Genomic DNA, 19,205 nt, shown 5'->3' with positions numbered 1-19,205 from the left:
GAAGGTCGCTCAACGGGGGGCTCCTGATGGTTCCAGAACGAGGGAGAAGGCTTGTTCGAGCAACGTCAGTCCGCGATCGAGCTCGGAGTCGGAGATGATCAGCGGCGGCAGCAGCCGGATCACGTTGCCGTAGGTGCCGCAGGTGAGCAGAAGCAGGCCCAGCTCGTGCGCGGCCTTGGCGACCGCGGCGGTGGCTGCGGCATCCGGCGCCGGGCCTGCCGGGCCGTCCTCGCCGGGTATCACGACCTCAAGGGCGAGCATCGCGCCACGCCCGCGCACCTCGGCGATCGACGGGTGCTTGGCCGCGAGCGCCTCCAGCCGGGGCCGGGCGATGGACTCGATGCGGCGGGCGGCCGCGGCCAGGTCGAGCTCCCGCATGGTCTCGATCGAGGCGAGCGCGGCGGCACACGCGATCGGGTTCCCCCCGTACGTGCCCCCGAGCCCACCCGGGTGCACGGCGTCCATGATCTCGGCGCGGCCGGTGACCGCGGCCAGCGGCAGCCCTCCGGCGATGCCCTTGGCCGTGGTGATCAGATCCGGCTCGACACCCTCGTGCGTCGAGGCAAACCATTCCCCCGTACGGCAGAAGCCCGTCTGGATCTCGTCGGCGATGTACACGGCCCCGGCCGCCCGGCTCCAGGCCGCGATCGCCGGCAGGAACCCCTCGGCGGGGACGACGAATCCGCCCTCGCCCTGGATCGGCTCGACGAGCACGGCGGCCACGTTGCTCGCGCCGACCGTCTTGTCGATCTGGCCGATCGCGTACGCCGCCGCGTCGGCCCCGCTGCGGCCGTCGCGCAACGGGTAGGACATGGCCACGCGGTAGATCTCGCCGGCGAACGGCCCGAAGCCCTGCTTGTACGGCATGACCTTGGCGGTCAGGGCCATCGTCAGGTTGGTGCGGCCGTGGTACGCGTGGTCGAACACGACGACGGCCTGCCGCCCGGTGGCGTGCCGGGCGATCTTCACGGCGTTCTCGACGGCCTCGGCGCCGGAGTTGAACAGCGCCGAGCGTTTCTCGAAGTCACCCGGGGTGAGCGCGGCCAGTTCCTCGCAGACCGCGACGTACTGCTCGTAGGGCGCGACCATGAAGCAGGTGTGGGTGAACCGCTCGGCCTGGGCCCGCACGGCGGCGACGACCTTGGGAGCGGCGTTGCCCACGTTGGTGACGGCGATGCCGGCAGCGAAGTCGATCCACTCGCGCCCGTCCACATCGGTCATCGTGCCGCCGGCGGCGCTGCTCACATAGGCCGGGACCATGCTGCTGACCCCGCGGGCGACAACCGCGGCGCGGCGCTGGTGCAACTCGGCCGACGTGGGCATGGTCCAACTCCTTCAAGCTTGTGGACCCGATCATTTCACTGATTCCATCGCACGCAAGAGGCCCGACAACTATTTCCGTGTTATCCGCGCGCCAAAAGATCAGGAGTCGAAGCCGAGGCCGACCCGGTCGAGGGCCCGCAGCCACAAGTTGCGACGGCCGTCGTTGTCGTCGGCGCGGGCGATCGACCAGCGGGTCAGCTGGATCACGGCCGAACGCACCGGCTCGGGCGGGAACGGGACGGGCTTGGTGCGCACCATCCGCAGCGAGGTGCGCTCGGTGGGCGAGCCGGTCAGCAGGTCGAGCATCACGTCGGCGCCGAAGCGGGTCGCGCCCACGCCGAGGCCGGTGTAGCCCACCGCGTACGCCACCCGCCCGTCGTACGCTGTGCCGAAGAAGCTGCTGAAGCGGCTGCACGTGTCGATCACGCCGCCCCACTTGTGCGTGAACGGCACGTCGGCGAGCTGCGGGAACGTCGTACGGAAGTGCTCGGCCAACGTCACGAAGGTCGCCTCCCGCTGGTCGTACGCGGGGTCGATGCGGCCGCCGTTGTAGTACACCGCGTCGTAACCGCCCCACAGGATCCGGTTGTCCGCGGTCAGCCGGTAGTAGTGGAACTGGTTGGCCGCGTCGCCCACCCCCTGCCGGTGGCGCCAGCCGATCGCGGCCAGCTGCGTCGCGGTGAGCGGGGCCGTCATCAGCGCATAGTCGTAGACCGGCACCACGAAGTGCCCGAGCCGGCGCAACAGCCGTCCGTGCGCGCCGGTGGCCAGAGCGACCTTCCCCGCGCCGAGACGGCCGCCCGCGGTGTGCAGGCGCATCCCGGCGCCGTGCCGCTCGATCCGGTCGACCGGCGACTGCTCGTGGAAACGCACACCCAGCGACAGGCACGCGTCGCGCAGACCCCACACCAGGCGCGCCGGGTCGATCATGGCGCAGCCGTCGGCGTCCCAGACCCCGCCCACGTACGTGGGTGAGTCGACCTCGGCCCGCACCCGCTCGCGGTCGAGCAGTTCCTCGCCGGGCCGCAGGTTCGCCCGCATCTCGGCCAGCTGCCAGTCTGCGGTCGCGACGCTCAGTTCCCCCGTACGGGAGAAATCACAGTCGATGCCGTAGCGCGTGATCGTCGCCTCGATCTCGTCGAGGTTCTGCCGGCCCAGCTTCTCGAGGCGGTCGATCTCGCCCGGGAAACGGCTGGCGCCGTTGGCGTGACCGTGGGTCAGCGACGCCGAGCAGAACCCGCCGTTGCGGCCGGAAGCCGCCCAGCCGGCCGTGCCCGCCTCGATCACCACGACGTCCCGGCCGGGGTCGCGTTCCTTGGCGAGCAGGGCCGTCCACAGTCCGCTGTAACCGGCCCCGACCACCGCCAGGTCCGCGGAGCCGTCGCCGTCGAGCGGGGCGGCGGGGGCCGGAGCCCCCGCCTGGGTGAGCCAGAACGGCTCCGGCAGCGCGTCCCGCAGCGTCGAGGGCACGGGTGGTCAGTCCCGCTTACCCTTGCTCGACGAGCGGATGCCGGCGGCCAGCGCGAAGAACACACCGACCGCGAAGATGAGCGTTCCCATGACATTGACCTGCGGCGGGATGCCGACGCGGGTGGCGCCCCAGATCCACAACGGGAACGTCTTGGTGGTGCCCGCCGTGAACGCGGTGACGATGAAGTCGTCGATGGAGAGCGCGAACGCCAGCAGGACGCCGGAGAACACCGCGGGCAGGATGATCGGGAACGTGACCTTCCAGAACGTGGTCCACGGGCTCGCGCCCAGGTCGGCCGCGGCCTCCTCGATCGAGCGGTCCAGCGTCATGACCCGCGCCCGTACGACCACCGCGACGAACGAGATCGAGAACATCACGTGCGCGATCGTGATCGTCACCGGGCCGAGCCCGGCCCCGGCAGAGACGAACAGGCTGAGCAGCGACGCACCCATGATCAGCTCGGGCGAGCTCATCGTCGCGAACATGATCAGGTTGAGCGAGCCGGAGCCGCGGAAGCGGTAGCGGCCCAGCGCGTAGCCGATGCCGGTGCCCAGCGCGCCGGAGAGCAGGCTGGCCACGATCGCGATGACGATCGACGTGATCAGGGCGCTGGTCAGGTCGGGGTACTCGAACAGCCGCCCGTACCACTTGACCGTGAACCCGACCCAGGTCTGGTTGTAGCGGCCCGGGGTGTCGTTGAAGCCGAACAGGATCATCACGGCGATCGGCAGCACGAGCCAGCCGATGATCAGCCAGGTCCACGCGTGCAGCAGGCCCGCCCCGGTGATCCGGCGCCGTGGCTTGATCCGTGCCGCCGCCTCGACCTCGGCGGACGGCGGGCGGTCGAGCGTCGGCGCGGTCATCGGGCGGCCACCTTCATGACGTCCTCGGTGCCGAGGATGCGGGCGTACGTGAAAACGCCGATCAGCAGCACGAGCATCAGCACGAACGAGAGCGCCGACGCGGTCGGGTAGTCGGAGTTCTCGAGGAACTGGGCCTGGATGACCTGCCCGATCATCGTGGTCTCGGAGCTGCCCAGCACCTCGGAGTTGACGAAGTCCGAGCTGGCCGGCACGAAGGTCATCAGCACGCCGGCGAAGACCCCGGGCAGGGCGAGCGGGAAGATCACCTTGCGGAACGTGGTGGCCGGGTTGGCATACAGGTCGCGGGCCGCCTCGACCACGCGCGGGTCGATGCGCTCGAGCGCCACATAGATCGGCAGCACCATGAACGGCAGGAAGTTGTAGACCAGGCCGGCGATGACCGCGAACGGCGTGCCGAGGATGTGGAACGACTGCCCGATCAGGCCGGCCTCCCGCAGCGGGTTCAGCAGCGGGCCCTCGTCGGTCAGGATCTGCCGCCACGAGATCGTCCGGAGGACGAACGAGACGAAGAACGGCAGCAGCACCAGGAACAGGTAGGTGGGTTTGCGCCGGCCGCCGTAGAACGCGATCCAGTACGCCACCGGGAACGCCAGAACGATGAGGACGATCGTCGCGATGGCGCCGTAGATCAGCGACCGGATGATCTGGGTGTCGTACGCGGAAATGGCCTCGGTGTACGTCTGCCAGTGCCCGGTGAAGACGTAGCCGTGGACGATGTCGCCCTCCTGCAGGGAGAGCGACAGCATCGCGACCATCGGCACCGCGAAGAAGACCAGCAGCCAGACCCCGCCCGGCAGCACCAGCAGGTACGGGGTCAGCTTGTTCTTGAGCCTGCTCATGTCACCCCAGCACGATGGGTTCGAAGGTCTTCTGGAACTTCTGCTGCTCGCTGGTGGCCTCGAACGCCACGTAGTAGTGCAGGTTCTCGTATTCGGCGCTGGTCGGGAACACGAGCTTGGAATCGGCGACGGCGAGCAGGGCGTCCTTGTCGTCGCCGGACGCCTTGCCGGCGTGGGAGCGGATCACCGGCTGCGCGGCGGGCACCGGGCAGACGTAGTTGATGTACTCGGCGAGCGTGGCGGCGTTCTCGATCTCGTAGAAGAAGTCCATCATCATGAGCGCGTCGACCGGGTTCTGGGCCGTGATCGGGATGGTCATGTTGTCCGTCCAGATCGTGCCGCCCTCCTCGGGGATCACGAACCGGAAGTCGGTGCCGTCCGAGATGTTCTTCTGGAAGATGTCGCCCGACCAGGCCTGGGTCAGCCACACCTCGCCGCTGCCGAGCGCGTCGATGTAGCTCTGGTCGTAGTAGTTGCGGACGATGCCCGCTTCCTTCTGCTTCTTGAGGTGCTCGGCCGCCTTGTTCCAGTCGTCCACGTTCGACTTGGCCGGGTCGATGCCCAGCGCCATCAGGCCGAAGTTGCCGAGCTCCTGGATGTCGGAGAACATGCCGACCTTGCCCTTGAACTTCGGGTCCCACAGGTCGGCCAGCTTGGTGATCTCGCGGCCGGTCTTCTTGAAGTCGTACGCGATGCCGGTCATGCCTGAGGCCCACGGGATCGAGTACGCGTTGCCCGGGTCGAACGCCTCCTTCTTGTACGCGGCGCCGGCGTTCTTGGCGTAGTTCGGCAGCTTCGCGTGGTCGAGCGGGGCCAGGAAGCCCGAGTCGCGGAACTGCGTGAACTGGAAGCTGTTGGTGATGACCATCAGGTCGTACCCGATGGACTGGCCCGCCGACAGCTGCGGCTGCACCTTGGCGAACCACGGGCCCATCTCCTGGATGACCTCGCTGTACTTCACCTTGATGCCGGTCTTCTGGGTGAACTTCTTGATCTCGGGCTGCTTCGGGTCCATGTAGAGCGGCCAGTTCGCGAAGTTCAGCGTGCCGTTCTTGACCTTGCCGTTCCAGAACTTGGCCACGGCGTCGGGCTCGGCACTGACCGGCGCCTGCGTGCCCTGCCCCTGCACACCACAGGCGGCGAGGGCGCCACCGAGGGCGGCGAGTCCGGAGAGCCGAAGCGCGTCCCGACGGCCGAAGCGACGCTGGGTCAGGCCACGGAGGAGGGAGGGGTCGGAGAGGTTCGACGCGGACATTCAGACTCCGATCGGATATGAGTGCTGGGGGGCCCAGGTGAGGTAGACACGATCGCCGCGGACCGCGAGATCTTCGGCGTTCGACGCATTCTGATCGAAGACGGTGAAATCCGCGCCGGCCGCGGTCGCCACGGTGTAATTCGTTGAGGTTCCGTGATAAACCACTTCGGTCACGGTGCCCGAGAGCACGCTGCCGCCCGTGGCGGTGACCGGCGGAACACCCCGGTGCAAGTCGATCTTTTCGGGGCGGATCGACACCTCCAGCTTGTCCCCCGTACGCGTCGACGGCCCGGCCGGCACCACCACCCTGTCCTGGGCGGTGTAGCTGAGCAGGGCCAGCCCGCCCTCGACCCGCTCGACGTGTCCGTCCACGATGTTCGAGGTGCCGATGAAGCCGGCCACGAACCGGCTCGCGGGCCGCTCGTAGATCTCGCGCGGCGAGCCCAGCTGCTCGATCACGCCCGCGTTCATGACCGCGATCCGGTCCGACATGGTCAGCGCCTCGCCCTGGTCGTGGGTGACGTAGACGAAGGTGATGCCGACCTCACGTTGGATGCGCTTGAGCTCGATCTGCATCTGCTGGCGCAGCTTGAGGTCGAGCGCGCCCAGCGGCTCGTCCAGCAGCAGCGCCCGCGGCCGGTTGACCAGCGCCCGGGCCAGCGCGACCCGCTGCTGCTGGCCGCCCGACATCTCGCGGGGCGAGCGCTTCTCCATCCCGGTCAGCGACACGATCTCGAGGATCTCGGCCACCCGGCGGCCGATCTCGCTCTTGGCGACCTTCTTGCGCTCCAGGCCGAAGGCGACATTCTGGTACGTGTTCAGGTGCGGGAAGAGGGCGTACGACTGGAACACCATGTTGACGTCGCGCTTGTTGGCGGCCACGCCGGTGACGTCCTGACCGTCCAGCAGCACCTTGCCCGCGGTCGGCTCCTCGAAGCCCGCGATCATGCGCATCGTCGTGGTCTTGCCGCACCCCGACGGGCCCAGCAGCGAGAAGAACTCCCCCTGAGCGATCGCCAGGTCGGTCCGTTTGACGGCGGGCACCGTCTCGCCGTGCGACAGGTAATTCTTGTTCACGCCGACGAACTCGATCGCGGGCGTGTCACCGGTGGCCGCCGACCGGGCGCGTACGGCGCTGTTCTGAGGGGTGGTCATGGCGTTCCTCTGTTTTCGGGGCGGTCGGCTTCTTCGGGTCGATCGGCTTCTTCCGGGCGGTCAGCCTCTTCCGGGCGGTCAGCCTCTTCCGGGCGGTCAGCCGAGGTAGCTCATCACGTGCTTGATCCGGGTGTACTCCTCGAACCCGTACATCGAAAGGTCCTTGCCGTAGCCGGAGTGGCCGAACCCGCCGTGCGGCATCTCGGACACGAACGGAAGGTGCGTGTTGATCCAGACGGCGCCGAAGTCGAGCCGGCGCGACACCCGCATCGCACGACCGTGGTTCTGCGTCCACACGCTGGCGCTCAGTCCGAACCGGACGTCGTTGGCCCAGCGGACTGCGGCGTCCTCGTCGTCGAACGACTGCACCGTGATGACCGGCCCGAACACCTCGTCCTGGATCATCTCGTCGCGCTGGCGGAGCCCGGCCACGACCGTCGGCTCGAGGAAATAGCCACGCTCGCCGATCCGCTTGCCGCCGGTCACGATGCTCGCATGATCCGGCGTACGGTCGAGGAAGCCCTGCACCCGCGCCAGCTGATTCGCGTTGTTGACCGGGCCGAAGAACGCCTCGGTGTCCGACGGCGCGCCGACCCTGGTGTCGCGGGCGGCCTCGGCCAGCGCGTCGGTGAAGTCGGCGGCGACCCGGCCGTGCACCAGCACCCGAGTGGCCGCCGTGCAGTCCTGCCCCGCGTTGAAGTAACCGGCCCCGGCGATCGCCTGGGCGGTGGCCGCCACGTCGGCGTCGTCGAACACGATGACCGGCGCCTTGCCGCCCAGCTCGAGGTGGGCCCGCTTGAGGTCGGCGGCGGCCGAGACCGCGACCTCCATGCCGGCCCGGGTCGAGCCGGTGATCGAGACCAGTTGCGGCGCCGGATGGGCGACCACGGCCCGGCCGGTGTCCCGGTCGCCGCAGACCACGTTGAGCACGCCCGGCGGCAGGAACTCGGCGGCGATCTCGGCCAGCAGCAGGGTGGTCACCGGGGTGGTGTCCGACGGCTTGAGCACCACAGCGTTGCCGGCCGCGACCGCCGGGGCGAACTTCCAGACCGCCATGACCATCGGGTAGTTCCACGGGGTGATCTGCGCGCACACGCCGATCGGCTCGCGCCGCACGTACGACGTGTGGTCGCGCAGGTACTCCCCCGCCGACCTGCCTTCCAGGACGCGCGCCGCGCCCGCGAAGAAGCGCAGCTCGTCGAGGAGCGGCCCCATCTCCTCGGCCCGGGTCGCCTCGACCGGTTTGCCGGTGTTCCGGCACTCGGCCGCGATGATCTCGTCAGCCCTCGCCTCGACCGCGTCGGCTATCCGCAACAGCGCCCGCTGCCGCTCGGCCGGGGTCGCGTCCCGCCACACCTCGAAGCCGGTTGCCGCCGCGGCCATCGCCGCATCCACATCCCGCCCTGTCGAGACCGGCGCCAGCGCGTACGCCTCCCCCGTGCTCGGGTCGATGACCGGCGAGGTGGTCCCCTCTGCGGTTTCGGCGTGTTCGCCACCGACAAAGTTGCGCAGAACGGGCAGCGCGGCGCTCACGGAATAGGACCTCCGGTAGAAGGCTTGTGAAAGCTCCCACACAAACGACTGCGAGACCTTGTCACAAACAAACGTCTGAAGACAAGGGAATCCGAAACTATTTTCCAAGCCCGAAACGGAATCGGCGCCAATCCTCCATCGAGGCCACGCAATCCTGTGTCAGCCCGGGTGGATCCGGTACTCAGTGGTTGGTCGGGAAGCCGAGATCGATCGCCGACGTGCCCGGGTCCGGCCAGCGTGACGTGACCACCTTCGAGCGGGTGAAGAAGTGGATGCCGTCAGGACCGTACATGTGGGTGTCGCCGAACAGCGAGGCCTTCCAGCCGCCGAACGAGTAGTAGGCCACCGGAACCGGGATGGGCACGTTGACGCCGACCATGCCCGCGTTCACGTCGAACTGGAACTGCCGGGCCGCGCCGCCGTCGCGGGTGAAGATGGCGGTGCCGTTGCCGTACTCGTTGTCGTTGATCAGCGCGACCGCCTCGGCGTACGTCCGGGCCCGCACGACGCAGAGCACCGGGCCGAAGATCTCGTCGGTGTAGACGTCCATGTCCGGGGTGACGTTGTCGAGCAGCGTGACCCCGAGGAAGTAGCCGTCGCCGGGCAGCTCGGCCTCGCGGCCGTCGGTGACCACTGTCGCGCCCTCCTCGGCGCCCTTCGCGATGTAGCCGGCCACCTTCTCCCGGTGCTGGGCGGTGATCAGGGGGCCCATCTGCGACTCCGGGTCCGTGCCGGCGCCGATGCGCAGCTTGGGCAGCCGGGCGGCGATAGCGTCGACCAGCGGGCCGGCCACGTCGCCGACGGCCACCACGACCGAGACCGCCATGCAGCGCTCACCGGCCGAGCCGTACGCGGCGTTCACCGCGGCGTCGGCGGCCGCCTCCAGCTCGGCGTCGGGCAGCACCACCATGTGGTTCTTGGCGCCGCCGAGGGCCTGCACCCGCTTTCCGTGCGCGGTGCCGGTCTCGTAGATGTACTTCGCGATCGGGGTCGAGCCGACAAAACTGACAGCGGCGATGTCCGGGTGCGTCAGGATGGCGTCGACCGCCTCCTTGTCCCCGTTGATCACGGTGAAGACGCCCTCGGGCAGGCCGGCCTCGCGCCAGAGCGCGGCCAGGAACAGCGAGGCCGACGGGTCCTTCTCGCTGGGCTTGAGCACGAACGCGTTGCCGGCCGCGATCGCCGTGGTGCACATCCACAGCGGCACCATGGCCGGGAAGTTGAACGGCGTGATGCCGGCGACCACCCCGAGCGGCTGCTTGATCGAATAGACGTCGACGCCGGTGGCCGCCTGCTCCGAGAACGAGCCCTTCATCAGGTGCGGGATGCCGGTCGCGAACTCGGCGTTCTCCAGGCCGCGGGCCACCTCGCCGGCGGCGTCCGAAAGCACCTTGCCGTGCTCGCTGGTGATGACCGCGGCCAGATCGCCGCTGCGGGCGGCCAGCAGCTCACGGAACTTGAACAGCACGGCGGACCGCTTCGACAGCGACGCCGAACGCCACTGCTTCGCGGCCTCGACGGCGACCGCGACGGCCTCACCGACCTCGGCGGTCGAGGCGAGATCGACCTCGGCGGTCTGCTCGCCGGTGGCGGGGTTGAAGACGGGCCCGACCCGTCCCGACGTGCCGGGGCGCTCGGCGCCACCGATCCAGTGCGCGATGCGATTCATGTCCGGAGATTACGTAACACCTCCGACCCGAACAATGCCGCGAACGTACTGTCACAAACTTTCCGGCCGCCGCCCCTCACTTCGCTGCCTCCCCGACGCCACCGTGTCCAGCTCCGCCTCCCGCCGTCGGCTTCTAGGCCGGGCGGAAGCTGTCGAAGACCAGTTGGAGGTCGTCGCGGTGGCGGGTCCAGTCGGCGTCGCGGGTCTGCCAGTAGATGCCGTACGCCTGGTTGGGTGACGTGATGAGGCCGCGGTTGTTGACGTGCTGGCGGACGCCGTTGCGGGTGAACGTGAACTCCCAGTCGGCCGCCTTGTCGAAGTAGTCGACCTCTTTGATGTGGATCTCGCGGTAGGACGGGAAGTCGCCGATGGAAACCCTGTACTCGGCCTTGCCGCGCCAGTCGGCGACCGGGTCGGGGGCCGGCTTCTTGGTCTGGTCGATGCCGAGCACCTGGGAGCCCTGGCGGAAGTAGACCATTCCCTTCTCCCGCGTCCGGGTCCAGCCCTCGGGGACGTAGACGGCGAAACCGGTGCTGTCCCGGTAATCGCGCCAGCCGTCCGGGAGCGTGGGCAGGTCCTTGCCGCTGGACGCGTCGTCGGGCGGGGCCGCGTTGGCCGGCGGCGAGGACTGCGGGCCGGTGGCGGTGGGGGCGGACGACGGTGTGGAGGACGCCTGCGGTTCGCCGGGGGCGGCGGCTTGCGTCGAGTTGGTCATGGCGGGGGCGCCGGAGCCTTGGGGGGTGCCGCCGGCGTCGGAGCGGGTCACGGCCCAGATGACGGCGGCCACCAGGACGGCGGCCACGGCCGATCCCGCCACGATCCAGCGCCGCGCTGCCGCCGGGCGAGCACCGGAAACGGCCGCTGCCCGAGCACCACCGCTGACGGCCACCGGATCAGCGGGAACGGCCACGGGCGCGTCCGGAATCCGAGAAGGCGCAGCCGGAGGCGGCACCGCTGGTGGCGGCGCGGACCGCTGCACGGGGATGAGCGGGATCGACGCCGAACGGGCCGGGCCGGCGGAAGCCTCTTGATCGGCAGAGGGCGGGGTGGCCGCGGACGCAGGGGCCATGCCCTCCGGGGCGTCATCGGCTGGGACCGTGCGGTCCGGGGCGTCATCCGCGGTTGCCGGGCCGGGCGCGGCGTTGTCCGCGGGGACCGGGGCTGGGGCGGGCGCCGCGTCGGCCCCGGGCGGCGGGGGCACCTCGCTCGTGGTGGTGGCGCTGTCCCGTACGGGAACCAGGGCGTGACCATAGGCTCCGGCGACGGCCGCACGCAGCTGGTGTTCCACCGCCGCCGCGTCGAGGCGCAGAGCGGGATCCTTTCGGAGCAGGCCGAGCAGCAGCGGCTCCAGCGGGCCGGCCTGTACCGGCGGGTCGGGCTCGTCGGCGGCCAGGGCGGTCAGCGTGGCGAGCGCGTTGCCCCGGCGGAACGGCGACTGGCCCTCGACAGCGGCGTACAGGGTCGCGCCCAGGGACCACAGGTCGGCGGCCAGCCCGGCCGTGCCGTACTTGGCCCGCTCGGGTGACATGTATTCCGGTGAGCCCAGCAGCATGTCGGAGCTGCTGATCAGGCTGTCACCCTCGATGGTGGCGATGCCGAAGTCGGTGAGCAGCACGCGGCCGTCGTCGGCGAGCAGCACGTTGGCCGGTTTCACGTCGCGGTGGTCGACGCCCGCGGCATGGGCCGCGCGCAGGGCCGACAGCAGGTCGAGGCCGATGCGGGCGGCGCGGCGCGGGTCCATCGGGCCGTCGGCGCGCAGCACCTCCTGCAGCGAGCGGGACGGGACGTACTCCATGACGATCCACGTCCGCCCGTCCACCTCGAAGACGTCAAAGATCTGCACGACGTTGGGGTGGCCGAGCCGGGCCGCCGCGCGGGCCTCGCGCAGCGTGCGGCGCTGGGCCTGTCCCAGCTCGTCCGGGAGGAGGATCTCCTTGACCGCGACGTCGCGGTCCAGCACCACGTCCCGGGCCCGCCAGACCTTACCCATTCCGCCCTCGCCCAGGCTCTCTTCCAGGCGGTAACGACCGGCGACCAGTGGCATGCGAGACGCCTTACCCAGCACTCGACGAAGTCAGACGTGTGCACGTGTCCTTATCGGTCGGGGAATGTGCAATACTTCCGGAACTCCCGCACGAAAGTTTCGGTACGGGGTGTGGCGAGCGAGGAGAGACGAATGGCCGCGGACGGAAGACGGGTCACTATCGCGACCATCGCCGAGGCTGCCGGCGTGTCCGTGCCCACGGTGTCGCGCGTGCTCAATGGGCGCACCGATGTGTCACCGGAGACGCGGGACCGCATCGAGCACCTGTTGCGCGAGCACGACTACCGGCCTCGTAACTCTCGCCAGCCGCTGCGTGCCGGCCTGATCGACCTGGTGTTCCACGACCTGGACAGCCCCTGGGCGGTCGAGCTGATCCGCGGCGTCGAGGAGGTCACGCACGCGGCTGGTGTCGGCACGGTGATCTCGGCCGTGCACCGGCGCACCGCGTCGACCCGTCAGTGGCTGCAAAATCTCCGCTCCCGCCAGTCCGACGGCGTGGTACTGGTGATCTCGGACGGGGCCGGACCCGTCTACACCGAGCTGCACCGGCTCAACGTGCCGATGGTGATCATCGACCCGGCCGGTGGGGCGGCGGCGGACGTGCCCACGATCGGGGCGACGAACTGGTCGGGCGGCCGCAGCGCCACCGAGCATCTGATCTCGCTGGGTCACGAGCGCATCGGACTGATCGAGGGTCCGCGTAACCTGCTCTGCAGCCGCGCCCGCCTGGATGGTTATCGGGCCGCGCTCGAGTCGGCCGGCCTGCGGGTCGACCGCAAACTGATCGAGCCGGGCGATTTCCGGCACGAGGGCGGTTTCGCCGCGGCGCAGCGGCTGCTCGACCGTGACGACCCGCCGACCGCGATCTTCGCCTCGAGCGACCAGATGGCGCTCGGCGTCTATGAGGCGGCCCGCCTGCGCGGTTTCCGGGTGCCCGACGATCTGAGCGTGGTCGGGTTCGACGACCTGCCCGAGGCGCGTTGGTCGTCGCCGCCGTTGACCACGGTTCGTCAGCCGCTGGCCGACATGGGCGGGCTCGCCGCGCGTACGGTCTTGCGACTGTCGCGAGGCGAGCCCATCGAGACTCCCCGGGTGGAGCTCGCGACCGAGCTGGTCATCCGGGAGAGCACCGTCCTACTTGCTGAAACCCGCCGTCAGGCCGCTGAGTAGCTGGCGGCGCCCGATGGCGTAGAGCAGCACGATCGGCAGCGTGGTCAGCGTGACCGACGCGGCGATCGCGGGCACGTTCACGCCGAACTGGCCCGAGAAGTCGGCCAGTGCGAGCGGGATCGTGCGGTTGTCCGGGTTCTGGGTGAGCACCAGCGGAAGCAGGAAGCCGTTCCAGATGCCGAGGGCGTTGTAGATCGTCACCGTGACCAGCGCGGGGCGGGTCAGCGGGAACGCCAGGCGCCACATCGTGCCCCACTCGCTGGCGCCGTCCATCCGCATCGACTCGAAGAGCTCCTTCGGGACGTCACGGATGAAGTTCGACAGCACCAGCACCGACAGCGGGATGGCGAACGCGATCGACGGCAGGATGATCGCGGCCAGCGTGTCGTACATCTGCAGCCGGATGATGATCAGGTAGACCGGGATGATCACCGCCTGCAGCGGGATCGCCAGGCCCATCACGAACACGCCGTTCATGAGGCGCAGCGTGCGGCTGCCGACGCCCCGGACGATCGCGTACGCCGCCATGAAGCTGACCACGACGGCGGGGACCACCGCGCCGGCCGTGACGATCACGCTGTTCATGAAGTACCGCGCGACGTCGGACTCGACCACCGTCTTGTAGTTGGCGAACGAGAAGTCCGACGGCGGGGCCAGGGGGTTGGTGATGAAGTACGTGTCCTGGGTCTTGAAGCTCGTGATGACGATCCAGTAGATCGGCAGCATCACGATGACCAGCCAGATCCAGCTCAGGCTGCCGCCGAGCCAGTTGAGCTGGGCGATCCGGGAACGCTTGCGGGCGCCGCCGTGGGTGCCCGAGACGGTCGGCGTGGGCCGGTGCTTGGTGATGGTCGCCACCTCAGGCTCCTTCCAGCTGGCTCTCGTTGCCCCGGCCGCCGAGCCGCCGGAGCAGCAACGACAACCCGAGCCCGACCAGGACCAGGATCACGGCGATGGCGCTGGCCGGACCCATGAGGTTGGCCTGGAAACCCTGCTGGTACATGAGCAGCGCGAGCGCCCGGGTGGCGTCACCGGGGCCGCCGGCGGTCAGCACGTAGATGAGGTCGAAGAAGGTCAGCGACCCGACCACCATCAGCGTGGACGAGGTGATGATCGTGTACTTGAGCTGGGGCAGCGTGATGGAGAAGAACTGCCGTACGCGGCCCGCGCCGTCGATCTGCGACGCCTCGTACATGCTCGTCGGGATCTGCCGCACCGCACCCTGGTAGATCAGCGTGTGGAACGGGATGAACTGCCACGACACGATGAAGATCAGGACGCCCATGGCGAGCGTGCCGTTGCCGAGCCAGTCCTGGTTGAGCCACTCCACACCCAGGCCGCTGCCGAGGCCGAAGCTCGGGTCGAGCAGCGCCTTGTACGTGATGGCGATGGCGGCCGAGCTGAGCAGCAGGGGGATGAAGTACAGCACCGCCAGGAACTCGCGGTAGCGCTTGCTCGTGGCCAGGAAGACTCCGAGAAGAATCGACATCGGGGTCTGCACGGCCCAGGACAGCGCCATGATCAGGAAGGTGACCCACAGCGCGTGCGGCAGGCCCGGGTCCTGCAGGGTGGCCTTCCAGCTGGTCAGGCCGGACGGCACGATCTCGCCGATGCCGTTCCAGGTGGTGAAGCTGAGCGCGACGACGCCCAGCAGGGGCACGATGCCGAACAGCACGAACCACACGAAGGCCGGCAGCGCCATCCAAAGGACGGAACCGCTCCGCCCGCCGCTGGACCTGGTGGGCTCCTTCGTCCGTACGACGGGCGGAGCGATTGTTGTCACTTGCCGATGACTCCGTTCATGGCATCGACCCACTGCTGCGGGCTGACCTGCAGCTGGAACAGCTTCGCGATGTTGTCGAGCAGGGTCTCGGCCGCGGTCGGGCTCAGCGCCTGGTCCCACGACTGCGCGAAGGTCTTGGCGCCGTTGGCGATGGCCGCCATGTCCTTGAGGAACTGGGCGTCGGCACCCTGGAACAGGCTGTCGCTGTTCTTCAGCACCGGCACACCGCCGGACTTGACCCAGTTCTCCTTCTCCGCGTCGTCGACCAGCGTGGTGGAGAAGAACTTCTTCGCGGTCTCCTTGGCCTCGGCCGAGGCCTTGGAGGAGATCGAGAGGTACTGACCGGGGTTGCCGACCGTGTTGCTCGGGTCGCCCTTGCCGCCCTCGACCGGCGGGAAGTTCATCCAGCCCAGGCCGCCGTCCTTGACGAAGTTGCCACCCTGGGCGGTCTGGATGCCGTACGACCAGGAGCCGTGCAGCATCATGGCGGCCCGGCCGGTGTAGAGCAGGGCCTGGTCGGCGTTCGAATCGGCCGCGGTGGACGAGAAGCCCTTCTGGAAGCCGTTCGCCTTCACCAGGTCCTGGATCTTGGTGAGCATGTCGAGCACGGCCGGGTCGCTCCACGCGTCCTTCTCGCCGGCGAACACGCGGTCGAAGACCTCGGAGCCCGCGGTGCGGTCGAGCAGGAACTCGAGCCACATCATGTTGGTCCAGCGGGACTGGCCGGCCAGCGAGAACGGTGCGACCTTGGCGTCGTTGAACTTCGGCACCAGCGCCATGATTTCGCCCCACGACTTCGGGGGCTGCACGCCGACCCTGTCGAAGACCTTCTTGTTGTAGAACAGCACGATCGGCTGCACGGTCTCGATCGGCATCGCGTAGATCTTGCCGTTGACCGTGGCGGCGCCGAACGACGACGGCAGGATCTTGTCCTTGACCGCGGCGTTCTGGCCGAACCAGTCGGTCAGGTCCTCCACCTGGTTGGCCGCGACGTACTCCTTGAGGCCGCCGCCGCCCCAGCCCCAGATCATCGTCGGGCCCTGGTTCGCGCCGAGCGACGTCTTGATCTTCTGCTTGTAGGCGTCGTTCTGGTAGTAGAACTCTTCGATCTTGGCGTTCGGGTTCGCGTCGTTGAACCGCTTGATCGCGGCCTTGCGAACCGGCTCGCCGGGCGGGCCGCTGAGCGACCAGTAGCTGGCGCCGCCGCCTCCACCACCGCTGGTGCTGCCACCGCCGCTGCTTTCGGGACCGTCGCTGCCACACGCGGCGAGCGCCGCAGCGCCGGCGGCACCCGCGGCAAGGCCGAGGAAGTTCCGCCGGGACATCGGGTTATAGGTCACGCTGATCTCCGTACTCGAGTGCCGCCGTCAGTGGCAGCGAGAGAATCGCCGTGGTGCTGTGTTGCCCGTGCCGTGTCTGACCAGGACTGCGTCGTCGGCGTCACAGGGGCTGCAACTTTCGCTCTTCAACCGCAAATTAACACGAGGTTTCGTTAACGTAGGGTTTCGGCTTGATCATGTCAAGGGTCTTGCTGTGGTCGCGCTCCCACGGCGAGAGTGGACGCCATCGCGACCTGCGCACAAGCCCTGCTTAAGATCATCCGGCACCGAAAACTTATGCTGTGCAAACACTGAAAGTTTCGGTCCCGAACCCTGAGAACATCAGGGAACCGGACCCAGGAACCACTGAGGAGTTGCGCCGTGACCCTAGAACCGGCACGCAAGCCATGGCAGGACCCGGCGCTGGGAGTCGCTGAGCGCGTCGACGCTCTGCTCGCCGCGATGACCATCGAGGAGAAGGTCGGCCAGCTCGGCAGCCGCTGGGTCGGCAACGACATGCAGGAAGAACAACCGGCCGAATCTGAAGAAACCCTCAACGTCGCTCCTATGCAGGACGTTTTCGCGGCTTCTGGCACGATACCCCTGGAAGAGGCCAGTCGGCACGGACTCGGCCACCTGACCCGGGTCTACGGTAGTTACCCCCTCACTGCCGTCGAAGGCGCCGCCGAGGTTGTTCGTCAGCAGCACATCGTCCTGTCCAACTCGCGCTTGAGCATTCCTGCGATCGTCCATGAGGAATGCCTGACCGGGTTCACCACGTTCGGCGCAACGGTCTACCCGGCGGCGATCGCGTGGGGCGCCACCTTCGACCCCGGGCTGGTCGAGCGGATGGCCGCCGCGATCGGCCGCGACATGGCTGCCGTGGGCGTGCACCAGGGCCTGTCCCCCGTCCTCGACGTGGTGCGCGACTACCGCTGGGGCCGGGTCGAGGAGACCATCGGCGAGGACCCGTACCTGGTCGCGCTGCTCGGCGGGGGTTACGTACGGGGTCTGCAGAGCGCCGGGGTGATCGCGACCCTCAAGCACTTCGCCGGCTACTCGGCGTCGCGGGGCGCCCGCAACCACGGCCCGGTGCCGATGGGCCGGCGCGAATTGCTCGACGTCATCCTGCCGCCCTTCGAGACCGCGATCCGCGAGGCCGGGGCGGGCTCGGTGATGAACTCCTACTCCGACATCGACGGCCTGCCCGCGGCGGCCGACCCGTGGCTGTTCACCGAGCTGCTGCGCGACCGCTGGGGCTTCACCGGCACGGTCGTCTCCGACTACTGGGCGGTGCCGTTCCTGGCCACCACCCACCACGTCGCCGAGGACATGACCGACGCCGGCATCCAGGCGCTGACCGCGGGCATCGACGTCGAGCTGCCGGACACGCTGGGCTTCGGCACGGACCTGATCGGCAAGGTGCCCGAGGAGCTGATCGACCGGGCCGTACGCCGCCTGCTCACCCAGAAGGCCGAGCTCGGGCTGCTCGACGCCGACTGGACGCCGGAGAAGTCGGTGGCCGCTGCTAACACGACGAACCTCGACTCGGCGGAGAACCGGGCCCTGGCCCGCGAGATGGCCGAACGGTCGATCGTGCTGCTCGACCCGGGCACGGCGTTGCCCCTGGCCGCGGGGCTGGAGCGGGTCGCCGTCGTCGGACCGGCCGCGGCCGACCCGCGTACGTTCATGGGCTGCTACGCCTTCCCCAACCACGTGCTGCCGCGCTACCCCCAGGCCGGGCTCGGCATCGATGTGCCAACCACCGTCGACGCGCTGAGGTCTGCCCTTTCCGACACCGAGGTCGTGTACGAACAGGGCTGCAAGGTGATCGGCGACGACAGGTCCGGGTTCGCCGCCGCCGTCGAGGCCGCTCGTGGCGCCGACGTGACAGTGGCGATGGTCGGCGACCTGGCCGGCCTGTTCGGGCACGGCACCTCGGGCGAGGGCTGCGACGCGGAGGACCTCACGCTGCCCGGCGTGCAGGCGGAACTGATCGAGGAGCTGCTGGCGACGGGTAAGCCGGTCGTTGTGGTCGTGGTGTCCGGACGCCCGTACGCGCTGGGCGGTTTTGCCTCCCGGACGGCGGGCCTGGTGCAGGCGTTCATGCCGGGCGAGGAGGGTGGCGCCGCGATCGCCGGGGTCCTGACCGGGCGCGTCAACCCGGGCGGCAAACTGCCGGTGCAGATCCCGCGGCACGCGGGCGGCCAGCCGGGCACGTACCTGCAGCCGGCGCTGGGAGCGGAGAACACCGGTGTCAGCAACCTCGACCCGGCGCCGCTGTTCGCGTTCGGCCACGGCCGCTCCTACACCACATTCGAGGTGGACGACCTGCGGCTCAGCGCGGCCGAGGTGCCGACCGACGGCGAGTTCACGGTGACCGTACGGGTGCGCAACACCGGCCCCCGCGCGGGCGACGAGGTGGTGCAGCTCTACCTGAAGGACCTGGTCGCGCAGGTGACCCGGCCGGTGAAGCAGCTGACCGGGTTCGCCCGGGTGCCGCTGGAGGCGGGCGAGGCCAAGGACGTGACGTTCACGGTGCACACCGACCGGACGGCCTTCACCGGGCGCGACTTCTCGCGGATCGTCGAGCCGGGCGAGCTGGACGTGCTGGTCGGAACGTCGGCGGCGGACCTGCCCTGCACGGGCCGGGTGCGCCTGACCGGGGAGCTGCGCGTGGTGGCCGACCGCGACCGCCGCCTGATCACCCCGGTCGAGATCCAAAAGGCCTGACTACCCCCACCCCGCCGCACCCAGGGG

The 19,205-nt window shown here is 69.2% G+C and carries 14 protein-coding genes; 2 read left to right on the top strand and 12 right to left on the bottom strand.

Annotated elements, in window-relative coordinates; genetic code table 11:
• Positions 1-9: 9 nt before the first annotated feature.
• From gabT to C8E87_RS33655, 9 genes are all read right to left on the bottom strand, one after another.
• A complete protein-coding gene (gene gabT, locus C8E87_RS33700) occupies positions 10-1,323 on the bottom strand; it encodes a 4-aminobutyrate--2-oxoglutarate transaminase (protein WP_133877482.1) in 1,314 nt (437 codons plus the stop codon).
• A 99-nt stretch (positions 1,324-1,422) separates the two neighbouring features.
• Positions 1,423-2,793 (bottom strand): NAD(P)/FAD-dependent oxidoreductase, encoded by a 1,371-nt coding sequence (locus tag C8E87_RS33695; protein ID WP_133877481.1) that lies wholly within the window; start codon positions 2,791-2,793, stop codon positions 1,423-1,425.
• Between the two features lie 6 nt (positions 2,794-2,799).
• On the bottom strand, positions 2,800-3,657 hold the full coding sequence (locus C8E87_RS33690) for an ABC transporter permease (protein WP_133877480.1): 858 nt from the start codon (positions 3,655-3,657) through the stop codon (positions 2,800-2,802).
• A complete protein-coding gene (locus C8E87_RS33685) occupies positions 3,654-4,517 on the bottom strand; it encodes an ABC transporter permease (protein WP_133877479.1) in 864 nt (287 codons plus the stop codon). Before C8E87_RS33685 ends, C8E87_RS33690 begins: the two co-directional genes overlap by 4 nt.
• A 1-nt stretch (position 4,518) precedes the next feature.
• Entirely contained in the window at positions 4,519-5,772 is a 1,254-nt protein-coding gene (locus tag C8E87_RS33680) for a polyamine ABC transporter substrate-binding protein (protein WP_133877478.1), read from the bottom strand.
• Positions 5,773-6,927, bottom strand: coding sequence for an ABC transporter ATP-binding protein (locus C8E87_RS33675; protein ID WP_133877477.1), 1,155 nt, complete (start codon positions 6,925-6,927; stop codon positions 5,773-5,775). It abuts the gene before it with no gap.
• Between the two features lie 96 nt (positions 6,928-7,023).
• Positions 7,024-8,460, bottom strand: a complete 1,437-nt coding sequence (locus C8E87_RS33665) for an aminobutyraldehyde dehydrogenase (RefSeq protein ID WP_239080133.1) — start codon at positions 8,458-8,460, stop codon at positions 7,024-7,026.
• A 181-nt stretch (positions 8,461-8,641) separates the two neighbouring features.
• Entirely contained in the window at positions 8,642-10,129 is a 1,488-nt protein-coding gene (locus C8E87_RS33660; protein ID WP_133877476.1) for a CoA-acylating methylmalonate-semialdehyde dehydrogenase, read from the bottom strand.
• A 133-nt stretch (positions 10,130-10,262) separates the two neighbouring features.
• On the bottom strand, positions 10,263-12,173 hold the full coding sequence (locus C8E87_RS33655) for a serine/threonine-protein kinase (RefSeq protein ID WP_133877475.1): 1,911 nt from the start codon (positions 12,171-12,173) through the stop codon (positions 10,263-10,265).
• A 132-nt stretch (positions 12,174-12,305) separates the two neighbouring features.
• Between C8E87_RS33655 and C8E87_RS33650 the strand changes: the two genes are divergently transcribed.
• Entirely contained in the window at positions 12,306-13,343 is a 1,038-nt protein-coding gene (locus tag C8E87_RS33650) for a LacI family DNA-binding transcriptional regulator (RefSeq protein WP_133877474.1), read from the top strand.
• On the opposite strand, the gene C8E87_RS33645 is transcribed toward C8E87_RS33650, so the two are convergent.
• The 3 genes from C8E87_RS33645 to C8E87_RS33635 form a co-directional block, all read right to left on the bottom strand.
• The gene (locus C8E87_RS33645; RefSeq protein ID WP_239080134.1) at positions 13,308-14,201 is read right to left on the bottom strand and encodes a carbohydrate ABC transporter permease; all 894 of its coding nucleotides are present in this window, start codon (positions 14,199-14,201) and stop codon (positions 13,308-13,310) included. The genes C8E87_RS33650 and C8E87_RS33645 overlap by 36 nt on opposite strands.
• 1 nt (position 14,202) lies before the next feature.
• A complete protein-coding gene (locus tag C8E87_RS33640; protein ID WP_133877473.1) occupies positions 14,203-15,045 on the bottom strand; it encodes a carbohydrate ABC transporter permease in 843 nt (280 codons plus the stop codon).
• A 77-nt stretch (positions 15,046-15,122) separates the two neighbouring features.
• Positions 15,123-16,466 carry an extracellular solute-binding protein gene (locus C8E87_RS33635; protein ID WP_203720607.1) on the bottom strand — a complete coding sequence of 448 codons (1,344 nt, stop codon included), beginning with the start codon at positions 16,464-16,466 and terminating at the stop codon, positions 15,123-15,125.
• Between the two features lie 360 nt (positions 16,467-16,826).
• Here C8E87_RS33635 and C8E87_RS33630 point away from each other — a divergent pair, with 360 nt between their 5' ends.
• Positions 16,827-19,178 (top strand): glycoside hydrolase family 3 N-terminal domain-containing protein, encoded by a 2,352-nt coding sequence (locus tag C8E87_RS33630; RefSeq protein WP_239080135.1) that lies wholly within the window; start codon positions 16,827-16,829, stop codon positions 19,176-19,178.
• The last annotated feature ends 27 nt before the right edge of the window (positions 19,179-19,205 follow it).

The organism is Paractinoplanes brasiliensis (genome assembly GCF_004362215.1).
Classification (GTDB): domain Bacteria; phylum Actinomycetota; class Actinomycetes; order Mycobacteriales; family Micromonosporaceae; genus Actinoplanes; species Actinoplanes brasiliensis.
This window is presented reverse-complemented; position numbering and strand designations above follow the sequence as displayed.

Excerpts from the sequence above, each read along its gene's own strand:
- C8E87_RS33640 (WP_133877473.1), bottom strand. The coding sequence starts at position 15,045 with ATGGCGCTGCCGGCCTTCGTGTGGTTCGTGCTGTTCGGCATCGTGCCC.
- gabT (WP_133877482.1), bottom strand. The coding sequence starts at position 1,323 with ATGCCCACGTCGGCCGAGTTGCACCAGCGCCGCGCCGCGGTTGTCGCC.
- C8E87_RS33655 (WP_133877475.1), bottom strand. The coding sequence starts at position 12,173 with ATGCCACTGGTCGCCGGTCGTTACCGCCTGGAAGAGAGCCTGGGCGAG.
- C8E87_RS33650 (WP_133877474.1), top strand. The coding sequence starts at position 12,306 with ATGGCCGCGGACGGAAGACGGGTCACTATCGCGACCATCGCCGAGGCT.
- C8E87_RS33680 (WP_133877478.1), bottom strand. The coding sequence starts at position 5,772 with ATGTCCGCGTCGAACCTCTCCGACCCCTCCCTCCTCCGTGGCCTGACC.
- C8E87_RS33660 (WP_133877476.1), bottom strand. The coding sequence starts at position 10,129 with ATGAATCGCATCGCGCACTGGATCGGTGGCGCCGAGCGCCCCGGCACG.
- C8E87_RS33675 (WP_133877477.1), bottom strand. The coding sequence starts at position 6,927 with ATGACCACCCCTCAGAACAGCGCCGTACGCGCCCGGTCGGCGGCCACC.
- C8E87_RS33685 (WP_133877479.1), bottom strand. The coding sequence starts at position 4,517 with ATGAGCAGGCTCAAGAACAAGCTGACCCCGTACCTGCTGGTGCTGCCG.
- C8E87_RS33690 (WP_133877480.1), bottom strand. The coding sequence starts at position 3,657 with ATGACCGCGCCGACGCTCGACCGCCCGCCGTCCGCCGAGGTCGAGGCG.